Genomic DNA, 18,424 nt, shown 5'->3' with positions numbered 1-18,424 from the left:
GAACTTTTTAACAGTTGGTGTAGATAATGCCTACACCAACTTTGGGATGTTGAACCATCAAAGCTCAACAGTCGAGTCGTTAAAATGCGCCTGTTCGGCCAGGAAAAACAACCGGGCTGGTATTGCCATTATTGCCTACCGCAGCGACACCGTAGAGATAGTTATCTATTACCATGTTTTTCAGAGTAAATTGATCGACATTGCCTACATAACGGCTATGGCTCCATTCACTTTCAGTAGTATCGCGCCAATATACGCGATATCCCACAACCTCTTTACGATCTGATTTTTGCCATTTCAAATGGGTATCGGCTGTGACTTCCCCGCTAATGGTGACATTAGTGGGCGGCGCTGGTGCCCAAGCCATCGCTGCCAAGCTGATGGCATTGAGTGCGGTGAGTTTGGCGGTAAAGTCTTTATCGACACCCGAAATGACATCACCGTATTCGATACCATTCTCAACACGAATATCTTGATGTTGGCGATTATAGTTTTCATTGGTTTCCATCACTCGCACCGCAGGCATGCCTGCTTTGTTAAAGGGTAGGTGATGTCCGCCACGTCCAAATCTGTCTAAGCGATAAATTAGCTTAACATCGAGGTTGGTCATGTATTGGTCTGCAAGCGACTTGATATGACGCGCCAGATTACGAGAGGATGAATCATTTTCACCGCCACTGAAATATCGCTCTTTGGCTTCTTCTGGGGTTTCTGCAATACGAACACCTTCAGAAAACACCCGAACAGTATGATTGCTCACTACGCCGTTAATGCCTTGGATGTTACCTATCATATCGTTATTGAGCACGGCTTCTACATGCCAATCATGTTGCTGTGCGTATTGCGCCAATGCTGCGCCGCCATAAAGACCTTGTTCCTCACCAGATAACGCCGCGTAAACTATGGTTCCATTGAATTGATATTGAGATAGAACTCGGGCCGCTTCAAGCGCACCTGCCACACCGGATGCATTGTCATTGGCACCGGGAGAGATAGAGGTAGAATCCATCACATCGCTGACGCGTGAATCGATATCACCACTCATCATCACCACGCGGTTTGGATCGGTTTGTCCTTTTTGAATAGCGATAATATTAACGATTTCAGTTGGATTGGGAATGCGTTTACCTGTGTTGGTTGAGCTGACTTCGATAACTTCCAGACATTGACCGCATTGTGCTGAAATGCGTTCAAATTCCGCTTTTATCCATCGGCGAGCAGCCCCTATGCCATGGGTCTCAGATTTTGTGTCAGAAAGGGTATGGCGAGTCCCAAAGTCCACCAGGGTTTGCACATCTTTGATGATGCGATCACTATTGGGCGCGGTGGCAATATCATAAAGGCGCAGATCTTCTGTCGCTGGTACGCTGATGCTGTCTGATTTGGCCGAGGCGGTAGTAGAAAACATCAGCGGACAGATAAGCAGCGGCGAGGCGAGCAATAAACGAGAAAGATGATGACTGGGAGCAAGATGAAACTTCATGTTGGCCTCATTGTTGTTTTGATTATTGGAGCAAACTTTTTGGGCAAAGCGGTATGGACGAAACCAATCTAGTTAAGGTTATAAATAATTAAGATATAGCGTCGATTAAACTACCAGCTTGCACGGCAGAATGCATCTGTTTGATAAGCTGATGTTTGTAACAAATTTTATAGCCATCTTATTCTCACCTCATTGATGTCGTTCTGTTATAATCTCTGTTTGCTTAATTGTATTAATCCGTTTGAGCTTTAACCATCAATGGCTGCGGATAACATAGCCATACTGCCTTTTAGCCGATAGCGCTAACATCAATGAGAAGATCCATGACCTTTGCAAATCTAGGTTTACCCCCAGCCCTGTTTAACACCTTAACTGAACTCGGTTATGTTGAGCCCACCCCGATTCAGAGTGAGGCGATCCCGTTAGCGCTAAAAGGCAAAAATTTGATTGCAGCGGCACAAACCGGGAGTGGTAAAACTGCGAGTTTTGTCTTGCCAATACTGACTCAGCTGCTAGGACGAGAGACACAGCGCAAAAAACGCGCAAGAGCCTTGATTTTAACTCCTACACGCGAATTGGCTATTCAAGTCGATAACAGTATCAAGGCTTATGGTAAAGGATTAGGTTTAGTCTCTATGCCAATTTATGGTGGTGTTGAAATGGCGCCGCAAAAACAGCAGTTAATAGATGGTGTCGATGTTGTGGTGGCAACACCAGGGCGCCTGCGAGATCTCTATACTCAACGGGCGATTCATTTCGAAGAAATTGAAATCCTGGTGCTTGATGAAGCCGATAGGATGTTAGATATGGGCTTTATCGAAGATATTAATAAAATCATCGATTGCTTGCCTGAAGACCGTCAGAACTTGCTGTTTTCAGCGACGCTATCGAGACCCGTTCGTGAGCTTGCTAAAGCTGTAATTCCAAACGCTATCCACCTTTCGGTAACACAGAAAGAGAAGGGCAAGCCCAATATCGAGCAGTGGTTGACCACAGTCGATAAAGATAAAAAGTCATCGTTGTTGAGTCATCTCATTAATGAGCACCAATGGCAACAAGCCTTGATCTTTATTGAGACTAAACATGGTGCCGCAAAATTGGTAAGTCAATTGGAGAAACGTGGTATCGCAGCAGAGTGTATTCACAGTGGCCGGACTCAGGTGATACGTGAACAACTCTTGGCAGAGTTTAAAGCCGGTAAGATCAAGTATCTTATTTCGACAGGGATCTCTGCTCGTGGTATCGACATCTATGAATTGCCATTGGTGATCAATTATGACTTACCTTACCCAGCAGATGAATACGTTCACCGTATTGGTCGTACAGGCCGAGCAGGTGCCAGTGGTAAGGCCATTTCTTTGGTGTCTAAAGATGATTTTAAGAATTTATGCATGATTGAAAGCCGTTTAGGTCATTTAATAGAGCGTCGCGAAATAGCAGGTTTTACTCCGAGAAAAGCGGTACCTGTGTCGATTCTTAATTATGTGCCTAAGTCGCAACGTGATGATCAGGGCAAACGCATAGTTAAAGATAAGGCGGCCAAGCCTAATAAGAGCAGCAAGCCTAATCATAAAAGCAAAACCAATCATAACAGCAAGAGTGAGCGCGCTTGGGAGTTGGCAAAGCAGTCTGAACAAGCTGGTAATAAGCGGCAAGTCAAACCTAAGTTATCGAGCGAAACTCAAGCCAAAACTAATTTTAATCCCTGGACAGATAAGCCGCGTTAGCGGCTTTGGCTTATCTTATTCAATATTGTTATCACGAAAATTGATTAACATCTGGGCAAACCTCTAATTCCCCTTGTGGTGAATCTTCTATTCAATTAGTTTGATGAGCTTGTTTTTGTGTCGGCCTTATTATTAAGGCCGATTATTATGCTGGCCTAAGCTGTGACTAATTGCCGCAATGGGATGGTATCAACGGCAGTTATTACACCTATTTGTTCAGACTAATCATTGTTAAATCTTGATTTTATATAGCCATGGTAAGCATGTTGTGGCTTTTAAAGTGAAAATATTTGATACTTAAAAGAGATTAAATACATGGCATTAATCCAACAAGCTGATTCAAATGTTATTGTTGAAGCAAATAATCAGAGCTATCGATTTGCGTTAGTGTCGTTAACTTCACTGTTTTTTATGTGGGGGTTTATCACCTGCTTAAATGACATATTAATCCCCCATCTTAAAGCGGCATTCTCTCTTAACTACACCGAGGCGATGCTGGTGCAGTTTTGCTTCTTCGGGGCTTATTTTTTGGTTTCTATTCCCGCTGGTAAGCTGGTTAAACGTCTTGGTTATCAAAAAGGGATTGTAAGTGGTTTGCTTATCGCATCCTGCGGCTGTTTATTATTTTATCCCGCAGCGAGTTATGAAGTGTATGGTCTATTTCTCGGAGCATTATTTGTACTGGCTTCAGGTGTGACAGTCCTGCAAGTGGCGGCAAATCCTTATGTGAATGCATTGGGCTCACCAGAAACCGCATCTAGTCGTCTTAACTTAACTCAGGCTTTTAATGCTTTTGGCACCACTGTGGCTCCCTATTTTGGTGCTGTGTTAATTCTATCTGTGGCGGTAGAAACCTCACAAGCCGATGTGGTCAAAATGCCCTATTTGATGTTGGCTACGGCTTTTGCTGTGTTGGCACTGATCTTTGCTAAATTGAAACTGCCAACGATCAAAGAGCATGCAGATACCGTTGAAAGTGAAAAGGGTGTTGTCAGTTATAAAGGTAGAACCAGTGCATTACAGTCTCCACATTTAGTATTGGGCGCATTAGGGATCTTTGTCTATGTCGGTGGTGAGGTTGCTATTGGCAGCTTTTTAGTGAGTTTCTTGGCCCAAGATAATATCGGTGGATTAAGTGAGGCGAGCGCTGCAAGTTATATTACTTATTATTGGGGTGGCGCTATGGTGGGTCGCTTTATCGGCAGTGCCGTGATGCAGAAAATCCCTGCGGGTAATGTATTAGCCTTTAATGCTTTCATCGCGGCATCGTTAGTGGCACTGGCCATCAATAGTTCTGGTGCTTTGGCTATGTGGTCGATTTTGGCGGTTGGTCTATTTAACTCAATTATGTTTCCCACTATCTTCAGTTTGGCACTGAGAGATCTTGGCCCCCATACTTCTCAGGGGTCGGGGATTATCTGTTTAGCGATTGTGGGGGGCGCAATAATCCCATTACTTCAAGGTTTGTTGGCTGACAGTATCGGCATCCAACATGCGTTCTTCTTACCCATTCTTTGTTACTGCTATATTTTGTTTTACGGTATTAAAGGGTCGAAACTCTAATTTGGCTTTGCCAGCCCTAAATATTATTTTGGGGCGCTTATTGTGTGCTTGTCGTCTGAACTTGCTTTAGGGCTCGGGTTTTGCAGTTGATAGACTTGCGTCTGCGCCCTATAACTCCTATGATCGCCACGATTTTTCTTAAGTAGGCCTTATCATGCTAAATGCGTCGCTTTCTCCTAGCTCAACCGAATTAGTTATCAATGTACTGACTATGGTACTCAATGAGGGTAAGCCGCTTGATCGTGCCTATTCACATCATTTTTCAGGCTTAAAGCTGGCACCCTCTGAGCAAGCTAGAGTTACCTTGGTCGCTGGCGATCTGCTGCGCCGTTTAAACCTGTATTGTTATTTAGCGGATATGCAGCCTGAAGGTATTGAACGACTTGGCTCGCGTTTATTAAATGCCTGGCACATGCTACATGAATTAGATGTTCCTAAGTTACAATACTCGCTGTTAATTGAGCAGCAAGAGTTTGAACGTCGATTATCTGAGGCTAAAACCAAACCTGCTTTGTTCGATGGTTGTCCTGAGTGGCTTGATCAATTAGGCCAAGCGCAAATAGGTAAAAGTTGGGCCTTGGAGCGTGCAGCTTTAGCACTGTCTCCAAAACGTTATCTCAGAGCCAACTTACTTAAGTGCAGTCGTGAACAGTTACAACAAAAGCTTCGTTTAGAAGGCGTTGAAACAAAAATTGTTGATGGTGTCGATACAGCCATTGAAGTGTTGTCAGACTCTGCGTTGTTCCGTACCGAGGCTTTTAAACAAGGTTTGTTTGAGCAGCAGGATGCGGGATCGCAATTGGTTGCCGCAGCAGTCGATGCTAAGCCGGGCATGCGCGTTATCGATGCTTGCGCCGGTGCCGGTGGTAAAACCTTATCTATTGCGGCGCAAATGCAAGGCAAAGGGCGATTGCTTGCTATGGATGTTGAGCAGTGGAAACTCGATAATCTTAAGCAGCGTGCACGCAGAGCGGCGGCGCATAATGTCGAAACCCGTATTATTGCCAGTAGTAAAACCATAAAGCGCCTTAAACTGACAGCGGATCGCGTGCTATTAGATGTGCCATGTTCTGGCCTTGGGGTGTTAAAGCGTAATCCTGATGCAAAATGGCGCGATACACCTGAACGTTTACCTGTGCTAGTTCAGTTACAAAAAGATATCTTGCAAAGCTATAGTCGTATGGTGAAAGAGGGCGGCATGCTCATTTATGCGACTTGTTCTATTATGCCTCAAGAAAATCGGCAGCAGGTAGATACCTTCCTGGCTAGCAATCCTGATTTTAGTTTTATCGATGACGAAACGATTAGCGTGGCTGAATCCGGCTTCGATGGTTTTTACTTAGCAAGAATGCAGCGCATTGCTGTGTAACAGTAATTTACTTCAGTAATTTGTTTTAGTTATCACCAGCAACTCAGTTTACTAATCATAAGCTGAGTTGATGACGGCTTGTGTTCCATATAGCTTTTGCATCGTCCTTGTTGTATCTATCGCTTCCTTTTCATCCTCTCGCACAGCAGCGGCACAACCCTAACAATATGTTGATTTAACCACTGTATGAATGTGGGTTAAAAGTGATATCATTTCTCCTTTCAACTTTCGGTTAAAGGGTTAAATACTTCGTTTCGGATGGATACATTGTTAGTAGGGCTTCAGCATTTTACACAGCAACAACTTTTTGCCGCTTTGCAGTTACTATTGCAAAATCAATTAGTTGATTTTTCGGCTCAATCGCAGAAGTTGAGCGGGCGGTTTGTGCAAAACAAGCAGTCCCATTCTTGTGTGTTGCACTATAACGAAAATGAGTTGGTAGAGCAGTGTGATTGTAAACAATCCGATTGCTGTCATGGAGCCGCATTAGCCATAGAGTTCAATGCTCAGCAGCTCCATAGCCGCTCGACTCGTAGCCGCCGCGCCGATACTGCCATCCGTTTGTTTAAGAGCGAAGCTAATCAACTATTCGATCCTTTTCCAGCCATGGCGCGCCACCGGGTGTTATACCTGATCCAAGTTTCTGGTGATCAATACGTTATCAGCGTGCATAAAGGCTATTTAAAAAAGAATGGTCGTTATCAACATAAAGGTGAATTGGGCTTTGATATCGCTAATACCACGCCGTTACCTAAATATGTCAGCCAAACCGATTTGCAGTTGTTTTATCAGTTAAAACAGGGCTTATCGGCAAAAGAGTTGAGCAATCAACAGCAACAGATTAAATTGCCACTTAGCAATTCACTCTCTACAGATTTTTATTGCCTATTGGCAGGCAGTGGTCGCTGTTTTTTCCAAGATATTAGCGCTAATGCCTTGAGTTTAGATGTACATTACGATGAAGACTTTTTTGACTCTGAGTATCTGTTACCTCTGTCTTCAAACTGTTATATCGATGAGAGTAGCCAAACGCTAGTGCTTGATGAGCAGCAAAATGCCGCTATTAATCGCTCCTTGCTTCGTCACATCGAACTTGATGGTGATTGGCAGCCTTGTATTGATGTCGAACGACGGAGCCTTGAGTTTCCATGGCTTGAGCAAGGACTGCCAGCCATAGATATTGTGCGATTTACTATGCAGCACCAAGGTAAGGTTTATGATCTACCTCAGTTACTCTATATCGCGGCAAGTCATCCGCCGTTGATGACTCAATTGGCAAAATGTCAGCTTAAGCTCAATGCTCTGCCTTTAGTCAGTCAGCATTATGAAGCACCAGTGGTCAATAGCATCGAAGCTGGCGCTCGTATTTTAGCCGATGATATCAGTGAGTATGCAGTATTACTGCGAGAACTCAGTTTAGCCGATTGGCAGGTGGAATTTGCGGCGAAGAAGCGCTTTGTTAAAGTCAGCGCTAATACCTGGTATGCCGAAGTGGCGACGCCTAATCGTGATTGGTTTGAACTCAGTTTAGGCGTCGAAGTAGAAGGTGAGCGGATCAATTTATTACCACTACTGAGAAACTTAATTCATCAAGGTAAACCAGTCCTGCAATTCGATTCAGCTACTGGCTTGGATAAGAGTTTTAGTAAGTCTGTTACCATTGAATTAGCCTCTGGCGAGTTATTGTCGTTAAGTGCTCAGCGCGTCTCACGGATCTTAAACGTGCTAACTGAGCTTTATGATAAGCAGCCACTAAATGACCACCAGCAATTGCCTTTACCTAGGCATCAACTTGCCAGATTAACCCAATTAGATCATGCACTCACCCTTGAGAGCGACAGTAAGCCTGAGACGCTCAAATGGAGTGGTGCCACTTGGTTGCGAGAACAAGCATTAGCCTTAGGCCGTTACTTAACAGAAAATGATCCTTGTGAGTTTGTGGTGCCTGCAGGGCTTAATGCACAACTAAGACCCTATCAGGCTCACGGTGTTAGTTGGTTACAGTTTTTAAAACAACATCATTTCTCGGGGATCTTGGCCGACGATATGGGGCTTGGCAAAACCATTCAAACCTTGTGTAGTCTGCTGATAGACAAGCAGCAGGGCAAGTTGTGTTCACCTGTACTTATTATCGCTCCGACAAGCCTGTTAACTAATTGGCAGCGAGAAGCTAAACAGTTTTGCCCATCACTGAGTTGTTTGATCTGGAGTGGTAGAGGTCGACGCGAGCAGTTATCTCAAATAGATGAAATGGATCTGGTGATCACCAGCTACGGCATTATGGCACAAGATGCCGATGAGCTATCTCAACGCCATTGGTATCAGGTGATCTTGGATGAAGCTCAAACCATTAAAAATAGTCGCAGCCGAGTGACCAAACTGGTTAATGGTTTAGATGCTAGCCATCGTCTCTGTTTGACCGGTACGCCGATGGAAAATCACTTAGGTGAGCTTTGGTCGCTGTTTCATTTCTTAATGCCAGGATTTTTAGGTTCTGCTAGCCAATACCAACGTCAGTTTAAGCTGCCCATTGAGAAAGATAATTGTGATAACACTAGGCGTAAACTCGCACAGCGAATAGCGCCTTTTATGCTGCGCCGCACTAAATCACAAGTCGCAACAGAGTTACCCAAGAAAACGGTGATCAATACCTTAATCGAGTTGAGTCAGTCACAGTCAGACTTGTATGAAACCATACGCTTAACGGTGGCGGAAGAGCTGCAGTTGGCCATGCTAAAAACGGGGACTAAGGCCAATCGTATTGCCATCAGCAATGCCTTATTAAAATTGCGCCAAGTGTGTTGTCATCCCGCTATGCTCAATTTGGCTCAGCAAGATAGCGATTCAGAGCCGCAATCCTCTAAGTTAGCTTGGCTAGAAAATAAGCTACCTAACATGATTGAAGATGGGCGTAATATCCTGATCTTCTCCTCATTTACCAGCATGCTTGATCTCATTGCGACGCAATTAGATGCTCAAGATATCGGCTATGAGATGTTGACGGGTAAGAGCCGTCATAGAGATAAGGTAATCGATCGATTTCGCAGTGGTGAAGTCAACGTGTTCTTAATTAGCTTAAAGGCGGGTGGTGCAGGGCTCAATTTAACCGAAGCCGATGTGGTTATTCATGTGGATCCTTGGTGGAACCCCGCTGCAGAAGAGCAAGCGAGCGACCGCGCTTATCGTATTGGCCAGCAGAATCCGGTATTTGTTTATAAATTGATTTGTCAAAATACCGTAGAAGAGCGGATCCAGCAGTTACAGCAGTCGAAACAAGCTTTAGCTCAAAGCTTATATCAAACTGAAAGCCTGTCGGCGACCGAAATGGACAGTGACGACTGGCTTGCTTTACTGCAACCGATCAGCGAATCGCAGTAATTAGCTGCAAAATAATGGCATCCGACGAGCCACTCATCAAAGTGTTTATTCACCTTGTAAGGTAACTATGATTCGTCTTTTACCGCCATGGTTGCGCGCCTCACAGAGATAGATCCCTTGCCAAGTGCCCAAGTTAAAACGGCCGTTAGTTATAGGTAATGTAAGCTCAACTCCTAATAGTGATGACTTTAGGTGGGCAGGCATATCGTCAGCCCCTTCATAGGTGTGGCGATAATAGGGCGCATTTTCTGGGGCTAAGCGATTGATGTATTCTTCAAAGTCATCCCTAACCGTGGGATCGGCATTCTCATTTAGAGTGATGGCTGCCGAAGTATGCTGCAATAAAATGTGCGCAAGCCCTAGGTTAAACTGCTTAAGTTCAGGGACGGCTGCCACAATTTCATCGGTGATCAGATGAAAGCCACGAGGTTTAGCACTTAGCGTGATCTGTTTTTGCCGCCACATAATATTCTCTCCAAGTGTTAAATAAAAACGCCCTCTAAAGTGAGGGCGTTTAATAGGCTAACTAAATTGTGCGATTAAATGCGAATACTTAGAAGTTAGCCGATTTAGGTGCGCGAGGGAATGGGATCACGTCGCGGATGTTCGAAACACCAGTCACGTAAGAAACCAAACGCTCGAAACCAAGACCGAAACCTGCATGAGGTACGGTGCCGTAACGACGTAGATCGCGGTACCACCAGTAATCCTCTTGGCTTAGTTCCATCTCAGCAAGGCGAGTATCAAGCACATCTAGGCGCTCTTCACGCTGTGCGCCACCGATGATCTCACCAATACCAGGAGCGAGAACGTCCATAGCGGCAACGGTTTTGCCATCATCGTTTAAACGCATATAGAAGGCTTTGATATCTTTTGGATAGTTCTTTACAACTACAGGCGCTTTGAAGTGCTCTTCGGCTAAGTAGCGTTCATGCTCAGATTGCAGATCGATACCCCATTCAACATCAAACTCAAACTTCTTACCGCAGTTTTTCAGGATCTCAACGGCGTCGGTGTAATCAACCTGAGCGAAATCACTGGTAACGAAGTTTTCTAGACGTTCAATAACGGTTTTATCGATACGTTGAGCGAAAAATGCCAAATCATCTGGACGTTCTTGTAGAACGGCATTGAAGCAGTACTTCAACATACGCTCTGCAAGGCCTGCCACATCGTCTAAGTCAGCGAAAGCCACTTCAGGCTCGACCATCCAGAACTCGGCTAAGTGGCGGCTAGTGTTTGAATTTTCAGCACGGAAAGTAGGGCCGAAAGTATACACTTTTGATAGCGCGCTGGCATAGGTTTCAGCGTTTAACTGACCCGATACCGTTAAGAAAGATTCTTTACCAAAGAAATCTTCTTTATAATCCACTTTGCCATCTTCGGTACGTGGTAAGTTTTCCATATCTAATGTCGATACGCGGAACATCTCACCGGCGCCTTCACAGTCAGATGCTGTGATAAGCGGCGTAGAAACCCAGATGAAGCCTTCTTCATTGTAGAAGCGGTGGATAGCTTGCGATAAACAGTTACGTACACGTGCTACCGCGCCAATGATATTGGTACGAGGACGAAGATGTGCTAATTCACGAAGGTGCTCGATAGAGTGACGCTTAGCCGCCATTGGGTACGTATCGGGATCGTCAACCCAACCTGTGACTTCAACCGCGCTGACTTGCAATTCATAGGCTTGACCTTGACCTGGAGATTCAACAACTTCACCTGTCATGATCACAGAGCAGCCAGCGGTCAATTTTAAAATTTCATTGTCGTAATTAGCTAAGCTATTTGGCACCACGCCCTGAATTGGGTCAAAACAGGAACCATCATAGACGGCAAGAAAAGAGATGCCGGCTTTGGAATCTCGGCGAGTTCTTACCCAACCGCGTACGGTCACTTGCGAACCAACCGCAAAATCACCTTTAAATACAGAAGCGACAGATGCAATGCTCATTGTTGCTTAGTTCTCCAACGAATCGTTTTTATGAAAAATTTTGGAGGTTTATATTACCTTGCTGACGGCTTTTCTCAAGGGAAAAACCGTATATATACACAGTTGAAGATAAATAATTGTGTTTGTAGGAATAGTCGTTAGGCGTTAACGGCTAATTTGACGACAAAATGTATCGATCATCGCCGCCGTTGCCCCCCAAATCATATAATGTTTGAAAGGAATAAAATACACAGAGTATTGAACGCCGCGTCGAGTAAACTGTTTTTCGATGCGATTTTGAGGCTCCAATAAAAAAGACAAGGGGACGGTAAACAGCTCATCGACTTCACCTGGATCGAGTACAGGCACGAAAGATTGTTTCACCACCCCGATGATTGGGGTGATCGCAAAACCGGTGAAAGTATTAAAGGTCGGGTATTGCCCTAATACTTCGACATTGCCCTTGGGCAGGGCAATTTCTTCATAGGCTTCACGCAGCGCAGTGGCTGTCATAGAACTGTCTTGTTGTTCGACTTTACCTCCAGGGAAACTGATCTGCCCAGGATGCGCCCGAAGGTGGGTTGGCCGCTGAGTGAGCAGTAAGTGAAGTTCGTTATCTTGTTCTATTAAGGCGACTAATACAGCGGCTTGACGGAGTTTTCGAGCAATAGACGGCCCAGTGTCTTGGGGTAAGACCTGCAGGGCGTAGCGATGTTTAAACTCATCAAGCGTCATCTTCACTTGCCAAAATAGGTAGTATCTTACTTACCTTATCATAGCTCTCCTGATATTCAGCATCCACTTGGCTATCGGCAACAATGCCGCCGCCAGCCCAGCAATAGAGTTTGTTCTTTTCGGCTACTAAAGTGCGTATGGTGATGCTTGAATCCATCTGCCCATCTTGGCTGATATAACCAATAGAGCCGCAATAAAGGCTACGACGAGAAGGCTCTAGCTCCTCGATGATCTCCATTGCACGAATTTTGGGCGCGCCAGTTATTGAGCCACCGGGAAAGGCTGCGCGTAATAGGTCGCTGGCGTGATACTCAGGAGCGAGTTTAGCCGTTACCGTGCTCACCAAATGATGAACCGCAGGGAAACTTTCGATATCAAATAGTTTAGGCACATTGACGCTGCCACTTTGAGCAACTTTGCCGATGTCATTTCGCAGTAGGTCTACAATCATCAGGTTTTCGGCGCGATCTTTCTCTGAGTTGACAAGATGTTGCTTAGCTAATTCATCACCTTGGGGATCATTTGAACGTGGCGAGGTGCCCTTGATAGGTTTGGTTTGTATGGCATTGCCCCTCAACTGAATAAAACGCTCAGGCGATATCGACAGCAAGGCATTATTTGGCGTGCGAATAAAAGCAGAAAAGGGCGCTTTGTTGGTCTTACGTAGCTTCTGATAAGCCTGCCATTCATCGCCTTGATAGCTGGCTTCAAAACGTTGAGTCAGGTTTATTTGATAACAATCACCGCTGTGTAGGTAAGATTGCACTCGATTAAATTTGTCGATATAGGCTTGTTTATCTATTTGCGATTGCCAAGTCGATGTCAGTTTAAATGGGGCTGAGGGCTCTTTATTAGCTGAGGGCTCTATATTGGCTGAAGGCTCTATATCAGCTAAAGGCTCTACATTCGACAGAAGAGCTTCTATTTTAGTCAATTGCTGTTCGAGGGCGGTTTCGCCTAAATAATGCACCATAGACCACTGCTTAAACTGCTTATCAAAAATAAGTGCCCATAGATAAAGGCCCACATTCATTTCTGGTAATTGAATATCTGTGTTTGCAATGGCGGGTAAGGTTTCGATACGGCGGCCTAAATCGTAACTGAATGTACCGACAGCGCCGCCGCTAAATGGCAAATCGCAATGCGTTACATGTGGAAAATAGTGCGCCAATTGCTGTTGTAATAACTTGAATGGGTCGGTATCACTTTGCTCAGACTGATTCGATACCGCACCTGACAAATGGCAAATGGTTGTGGTATCTGCTTGGGTCACCAGAGTGGCGATAGGCTCGGCAACGATAATGTCATAACGTGCATCGATATGATCGGCATCGGCGGAGTCGAGTAACATAGCCCAAGGTTGATGACAAAAGTGGCTAAAAAGCGTGGTGGTGGCTATTTGCCAGTCTAGGTTTTTTACTACAACGCCCGGAGTTGACGAATAAACCATCTATTAACCTTATCTAAAAAGTGATGTTCCCCTAAAAGTCACGAAAGAGTATCATATTGTGAACAGATTCAAATAATACGCGACCCTAAAAATAGGGCGATGCATAACTAAACTGTGAGAAAGGAAACGTCTGTGAGTAAACAACAGCCCATCATCAAGCAAGCGGATCTCATTGAGAGCGTTGCTGACGCACTGCAATATATCTCTTATTATCACCCAAAAGACTTTGTCGATGCCATGAGCGAAGCTTATGAAAAAGAGCAAAGTGTGGCTGCAAAGGATGCAATCGCGCAGATCTTGATCAATTCTCGCATGTCGGCCGAAGGTAAGCGTCCTTTATGTCAAGATACCGGTATCGTCACTTGTTTCGTTAAAGTGGGTATGGGGGTGCAGTGGGACAAGCACGATATGACAGTACAGCAAATGGTCGATGAAGGTGTCCGCCGCGCTTACACTAACCCAGACAATCCGCTACGTGCATCTATCGTTGAAGATCCTGCCGGTGCTCGTAAGAACACCCGTGACAATACACCATCAGTTGTGCATATCGATATGGTTCCAGGCAATCATGTTGAGGTGGCGATTGCGGCTAAAGGTGGTGGATCGGAAAACAAATCTAAGATGGTGATGCTGAACCCTTCAGATGATATTGCCCAGTGGGTTGAGAAAACCTTACCGACGATGGGCGCCGGTTGGTGTCCACCAGGAATGTTAGGCATAGGCATTGGTGGTACTGCTGAAAAAGCCGCTGTGATGGCTAAAGAAGCCTTAATGGATCCAGTTGATATTCATGAGTTGCAGGCTCGCGGTGCAGAAACCACTGACGAAAAGCTGCGTCTTGAAATTTTCGAGCGTGCTAACAAATTAGGTATTGGTGCTCAAGGTTTAGGTGGTTTAACCACAGTTTTGGATATCAAAATAAAATCGGCCCCGACTCACGCGGCGTCTAAGCCTGTGGTGATGATCCCTAACTGCGCGGCAACGCGTCATGTGCATTTCCACCTCGATGGTAGCGGCCCTGCAGAGCTAACGCCTCCTTCCCTAAGTGATTGGCCAGAGATCACTCGTGAAGCGGGTCAAGATGTTCGTCGTGTCGACCTTAACACTGTCACTCAAGCCGATATCGAACAGTGGAAGAGCGGTGATGTATTACTCCTCAACGGCAAGATGCTTACTGGACGTGATGCGGCACATAAACGTATTCAAACTCTTATTGAAAGTGGTGAAGGTCTGCCTGAAGGCGTGGATTTTACCGGTAAATTTATCTATTACGTCGGTCCAGTAGATCCCGTTGGCGGAGAGGTTGTTGGTCCCGCGGGGCCAACCACAGCGACACGTATGGATAAGTTTACCGACTTGATGTTGGATAAAACCGGTTTGATGGGCATGATTGGTAAGGCTGAGCGTGGTCCAGCAACAGTTGAGTCGATTAAGAAGCACAAAGCTGTCTATCTAATGGCAGTCGGCGGTGCCGCTTACCTAGTATCGAAAGCTATCAAGAAGTCGCGTGTCGTGGCTTTTGAAGATCTTGGTATGGAAGCCATTTATGAGTTTGATGTACAAGATATGCCAGTGACCGTTGCTGTTGACAGCGAAGGGGTTAACGCCCATGAAACCGGTCCGGCAACTTGGAAGGTTAAACTCAGCTAATAAATATTTACACATTGATAAAATCATTGGGGATAGGCGGCTTGCCTAATCCCCAACTTTTGTTTAGTGTGCTTTTGCGTTTAGCTATTTTGGATCAGGATTCTCTGATCTCCACTCCAAAAAGATGACTATAACAATGAAAAAAACTGCAATCATACTTTCGTTAGCTGCCGCAGGTGTGGCATTAGGCGCTAACGCTGCTAGTCCAGAGCCTTTTAAGGTTCAAGATCTTGTAAAAATGAATAAGCTGCATTCGGCTGCAATGTCACATGATGGCACTAAAGTCGTTTATGCTGTGAAAAATATTGATGAAAATGGAGATGCTGAATCAGATCTTTATATTCAAGCTGTTGATGGGTCAGGTACGGCTAAGCGAATTACATCTGCTAAGGGAACCGAACACAGCGTTGCCTTTAGTCATGATGACAAAAGTATCTTTTTCCTAGCTGGCCGTGATGGTAGTTCGCAGTTATATGAACTGGCATTAGATGGCGGTGAAGCGCAAAAAATCTCTAACCTACCGTTGAATATTGAAGGCTTCAAACTATCACAAGATAGCCAACAAGTGGTTTTCAATGTGCGTGTATTCCCAGAGTGTAAAGATCTCACCTGTAGCGCCGATAAATTTGCTGCCGAATCTGAGCGTAAATCTACGGGGCGTGAATATGATCAGTTAATGGTACGCCATTGGGATACTTGGGGTGATCATAGCCGTAGTCATCTTTTTGTGGCTCAATTAAATGGTGAAACCATCACTGCGCCAGTGGACATTACCAGTGGCTTAGATACAGAAACACCCCCAATGCCTTTCTCTGGTATGGAAGAGGTAACCTTTAGTCCTGATGGCAAGTATGTGGTTTACAGTGCTAAAGCACCAAGCAAATCACAAGCTTGGGAAACTAACTATGATTTATGGCAAGTCGCTGTCACTGGTGGTAAAGCGAAAAACTTGACTGAAGCTAATAAAGCATGGGATGCACAACCAACATTCTCAAGTGATGGCCGTTACATGGCTTACTTAGCCATGACTAAGCCAGGCTTTGAAGCAGACCGTTACCGCATCATGTTACGTGACATGGTCACCGGCCAAGAGAAAGAAGTTGCACCTCTGTGGGATCGCAGTCCAAGTTCGGTGAGCTTTGGTAGTGATAACCGCACGCTTTACGTAACCGCTCAAGATGTAGGACAAGTTACGATTTTCGAAGTTAACACGCAGTTTGGTGATGTGAAAACTATCTATAACCAAGGCAGTAACAGCATCGTTGGTGTAAGCCAAGATAAGATCCTGTTTAACCATAAGAGTCTGGTTGAGCCTGGCGATCTTTATACTGTGGCATTAGATGGCCAAAATAAGCAGCGTCTTACTGAAGTTAATAAAGAAAAGCTAGCTAAGATAAAATTTGGTGAATACCAGCAGTTTAACTTCAAGGGCTGGAATAATGAAACCGTACATGGTTACTGGATTAAGCCGGCTAACTATAAAGCGGGTAAGAAGTATCCTATTGCTTTCTTAGTTCACGGTGGCCCACAAGGTTCATTTGGTAACTCGTTCAGCGGTCGTTGGAATGCCCAATTGTGGGCTGGTGCAGGTTATGGTGTGGTGATGATCGATTTCCACGGCTCAACCGGTTATGGTCAGGCATTTACCGATTCAATCACTAAAGATTGGGGCGGCAAGCCACTAGAAGATCTGCAAAAAGGTCTTGCTGCGGTTACAGAGCAACAGAAGTGGTTAGACAGTACTCGTACCTGTGCATTAGGTGGCTCCTACGGTGGTTACATGATGAACTGGATCCAAGGTAATTGGAGTGATGGTTTTAACTGTTTAGTTAATCACGCGGGTTTGTTCGATATGCGTTCTATGTACTATGTGACTGAAGAGCTATGGTTCCCTGAATTTGAATTCGGTGGCCCTTATGAAGAAAACAAAGCATTGTTTGAGAAGTTTAATCCAGTGAACTATGTAGAAAACTGGAAGACACCAATGTTAGTGATCCACGGTGAGAAAGATTTCCGTGTTCCATATGGTCAAGGCTTAGCGGCGTTCACCTTTATGCAGCGTAAAGGTATTCCATCTGAATTACTAATTTATCCAGATGAAAACCACTGGATCTTAAACCCTGATAACTTGGAGCAGTGGTACGCTAAAGTATTAGGTTGGATGGATCGCTGGACTAAAAAATAATATTTGAAACCCGATCACAATAAAGCCAGAACAGTTGTTCTGGCTTTTTTTATAAGATAGAGAATACCTTTTATGGGATCAGAGAATACCTTGATTTATTCGGTACCAACCCGTCAGGCTATACCTATCTTTTTTTGAAAGGGTGACTTCGTGAGGAAATTGTTCACTGAAAAAAATCACCATGGTGCCAAACCTAGGTTCTACTGTAGCAAAAGGCTGGGGCTGGTCACCTTGATAGATCAATAACTCGCCGCCATCTCCTTGTTGCCACTCTTTATTAAGATACAAAATGGACGTCAACTTACGGTTCGATTGTCCTTTAAAAGCATCCAAATGGCGTTTATAAAATGCTCCCGGTTCATAATAGGCAAACATGGTTTCGTAATCGAACAAGCCTAAAAAGAAGTGACGATTAACCGCTAATCTCAGTTGTTCAGACCATTCAAAGTAGGGCGATGCAAAGGTCATCGAATCATTTAACCAGCAAATCTTATCTCTTCTAATTGACTCAACCACTTGCTGATCATGTTGTCTTCCGATAGCAGCAGTTTTGAATTGATTGGCGTCCAGTTGAGTTAAATTATTGGCCAGTTGTTCGAGTAACTGATCTGAAAATAATTGATTGAGAATGACATAGCCTTTTTCGGCTAAACCGTCGCAAATATGATTTAAGTTCGCAGTATTATCTACGGCTGCTAAGCTATTCAATTAAATAGAAGATCCACGGGTAAAGGTGCGCCGTTATAGCCTGGATAGTCGGTCTTGGATAACTAATAATTTTTATGGTGTGGACAAAATGTATTTTATTTAGAAGAAGATGAGTGAGTGCCGCTAAAAAAAGCTTTTGTATTAGTATATTTAAGTCAAAGTTGTGAGTTACACCTGAAAATCTCATTTCCTGAAAATTAAACAATAATGTAAAGTAGCGTTTTTTTATCACCACTACTTTTA

The 18,424-nt window shown here is 44.5% G+C and carries 12 protein-coding genes; 6 read left to right on the top strand and 6 right to left on the bottom strand.

The genetic code is table 11. The features are described 5' to 3' along the window. Positions 1–79: 79 nt before the first annotated feature. Positions 80–1,408 carry a M28 family metallopeptidase gene (locus L1D21_RS07355; protein WP_239844933.1) on the bottom strand — a complete coding sequence of 443 codons (1,329 nt, stop codon included), beginning with the start codon at positions 1,406–1,408 and terminating at the stop codon, positions 80–82. Positions 1,409–1,806: 398 nt separating this feature from the next. On the opposite strand from L1D21_RS07355, the gene L1D21_RS07350 reads away from it, so the two are divergent. The 4 genes from L1D21_RS07350 to L1D21_RS07335 all read left to right on the top strand — a co-directional run bounded on the left by L1D21_RS07350 (position 1,807) and on the right by L1D21_RS07335 (position 9,520). Further along, the gene (locus L1D21_RS07350) at positions 1,807–3,210 is read left to right on the top strand and encodes a DEAD/DEAH box helicase (RefSeq protein ID WP_239844588.1); all 1,404 of its coding nucleotides are present in this window, start codon (positions 1,807–1,809) and stop codon (positions 3,208–3,210) included. Between the two features lie 315 nt (positions 3,211–3,525). Continuing rightward, on the top strand, positions 3,526–4,773 hold the full coding sequence (locus tag L1D21_RS07345; RefSeq protein WP_239844587.1) for a sugar MFS transporter: 1,248 nt from the start codon (positions 3,526–3,528) through the stop codon (positions 4,771–4,773). A 154-nt stretch (positions 4,774–4,927) separates the two neighbouring features. Continuing rightward, positions 4,928–6,142: an RsmB/NOP family class I SAM-dependent RNA methyltransferase gene (locus L1D21_RS07340; protein WP_239844586.1), complete on the top strand. Its 1,215-nt coding sequence runs from the start codon at positions 4,928–4,930 to the stop codon at positions 6,140–6,142. Between the two features lie 258 nt (positions 6,143–6,400). Next, positions 6,401–9,520 (top strand): DEAD/DEAH box helicase, encoded by a 3,120-nt coding sequence (locus L1D21_RS07335; RefSeq protein ID WP_239844585.1) that lies wholly within the window; start codon positions 6,401–6,403, stop codon positions 9,518–9,520. Between the two features lie 45 nt (positions 9,521–9,565). On the opposite strand, the gene L1D21_RS07330 is transcribed toward L1D21_RS07335, so the two are convergent. The 4 genes from L1D21_RS07330 to pabB form a co-directional block, all read right to left on the bottom strand. After that, complete coding sequence (locus L1D21_RS07330) at positions 9,566–9,985, bottom strand: secondary thiamine-phosphate synthase enzyme YjbQ (protein ID WP_239844584.1); 420 nt, start codon at positions 9,983–9,985, stop codon at positions 9,566–9,568. 88 nt (positions 9,986–10,073) lie between these two features. Beyond that, complete coding sequence (asnS, locus tag L1D21_RS07325) at positions 10,074–11,474, bottom strand: asparagine--tRNA ligase (RefSeq protein WP_239844583.1); 1,401 nt, start codon at positions 11,472–11,474, stop codon at positions 10,074–10,076. Between the two features lie 144 nt (positions 11,475–11,618). Next, positions 11,619–12,188: a CoA pyrophosphatase gene (locus L1D21_RS07320; protein WP_239844582.1), complete on the bottom strand. Its 570-nt coding sequence runs from the start codon at positions 12,186–12,188 to the stop codon at positions 11,619–11,621. Then, the gene (pabB, locus tag L1D21_RS07315) at positions 12,178–13,638 is read right to left on the bottom strand and encodes an aminodeoxychorismate synthase component I (RefSeq protein ID WP_239844581.1); all 1,461 of its coding nucleotides are present in this window, start codon (positions 13,636–13,638) and stop codon (positions 12,178–12,180) included. The genes L1D21_RS07320 and pabB overlap by 11 nt, the downstream gene beginning before the upstream one ends. Positions 13,639–13,770: 132 nt before the next feature. Between pabB and L1D21_RS07310 the strand changes: the two genes are divergently transcribed. Continuing rightward, positions 13,771–15,288 (top strand): fumarate hydratase, encoded by a 1,518-nt coding sequence (locus L1D21_RS07310; protein ID WP_239844580.1) that lies wholly within the window; start codon positions 13,771–13,773, stop codon positions 15,286–15,288. Between the two features lie 136 nt (positions 15,289–15,424). Next, positions 15,425–17,473, top strand: a complete 2,049-nt coding sequence (locus tag L1D21_RS07305; protein ID WP_239844579.1) for a S9 family peptidase — start codon at positions 15,425–15,427, stop codon at positions 17,471–17,473. A gap of 78 nt (positions 17,474–17,551) precedes the next feature. On the opposite strand, the gene L1D21_RS07300 is transcribed toward L1D21_RS07305, so the two are convergent. Then, positions 17,552–18,181 (bottom strand): 2OG-Fe(II) oxygenase, encoded by a 630-nt coding sequence (locus L1D21_RS07300; RefSeq protein WP_239844578.1) that lies wholly within the window; start codon positions 18,179–18,181, stop codon positions 17,552–17,554. Positions 18,182–18,424: the final 243 nt, after the last annotated feature.

Source organism: Shewanella sp. Isolate11 (genome assembly GCF_022398315.1).
Lineage (GTDB): Bacteria > Pseudomonadota > Gammaproteobacteria > Enterobacterales > Shewanellaceae > Shewanella.
The sequence above is the reverse complement of the archived record's forward strand: the minus strand, read 5'-3'. Positions and strand labels throughout refer to the sequence as shown.